The sequence below is a fragment of the Streptococcus sp. NLN64 genome (genome assembly GCF_015831295.1).
Classification (GTDB): domain Bacteria; phylum Bacillota; class Bacilli; order Lactobacillales; family Streptococcaceae; genus Streptococcus.
The window spans coordinates 1-828 of sequence record NZ_JADXDQ010000122.1 but is presented as its reverse complement, the minus strand read 5'-3'; the positions used below and the strand labels follow the sequence as shown (position 1 = coordinate 828).

Genomic DNA, 828 nt, shown 5'->3' with positions numbered 1-828 from the left:
CCGAAGTCGGTGAGGTAACCGTTTGGAGCCAGCCGCCTAAGGTGGGATAGATGATTGGGGTGAAGTCGTAACAAGGTAGCCGTATCGGAAGGTGCGGCTGGATCACCTCCTTTCTAAGGAAATGGATGACATTGGTACTTGTTCAGTTTTGAGGGGTCATGTAGATGACAACCAAGAAATAAAACAGAATAGATTCAAAGGTTAGAAACCAACCTGGGGCCTTAGCTCAGCTGGGAGAGCGCCTGCTTTGCACGCAGGAGGTCAGCGGTTCGATCCCGCTAGGCTCCATTAAGATACTAAAGGCGTCCCGCTTGCGGGAAGTTCTAAAGAAAAATAGGGACATCGATGAAGGAGTTTACTCCAAAGCGATGGCATCTTTTTTCACAAGAACTTAGCCTGAGTTCAATTGCTTTGGAAAAAGCTATGGATGTGGTATCTTAAGTAAGGAAAACTAAATAGAGTGTAAAACTTTGAAAGAAGTTGAACACGCCCTCATTTTTCGGGAAAAAAGATAAACTTCCTGGTGTTCGAAGAACATTTCGTCAGTTTCCTATTTTCCGTTCAAAATGCCCAATTCTTGGGACGGGCTTAGTATCCTAAAAGAACATTGAAAATTGAATATCTATATCAAAGAAAGTAACAAGAAATAAACCGAAACGCTGAACGCATAAAGAGTTTACTTAATTCAGGTAGAGTTAAGAAAAGAGGTTAAGTTAGTAAGGGCGCACGGTGGATGCCTTGGCACTAGGAGCCGATGAAGGACGTGACAAACGACGAAATGCTTTGGGTAGCTGTAAGTGAGCGAAGATCCAGAGATGTCCGAATGGG

1 tRNA gene and 2 rRNA genes are annotated in these 828 nt (G+C 43.8%); all 3 read left to right on the top strand.

Annotated features, from left to right (window positions below):
- Positions 1-113: ribosomal RNA gene (locus I2503_RS09420) — 16S ribosomal RNA — on the top strand; the annotation flags it as partial.
- 102 nt (positions 114-215) lie between these two features.
- A tRNA-Ala gene (locus I2503_RS09415) sits at positions 216-288 on the top strand.
- Between the two features lie 418 nt (positions 289-706).
- Positions 707-828 (top strand): 23S ribosomal RNA (locus I2503_RS09410); the annotation flags it as partial.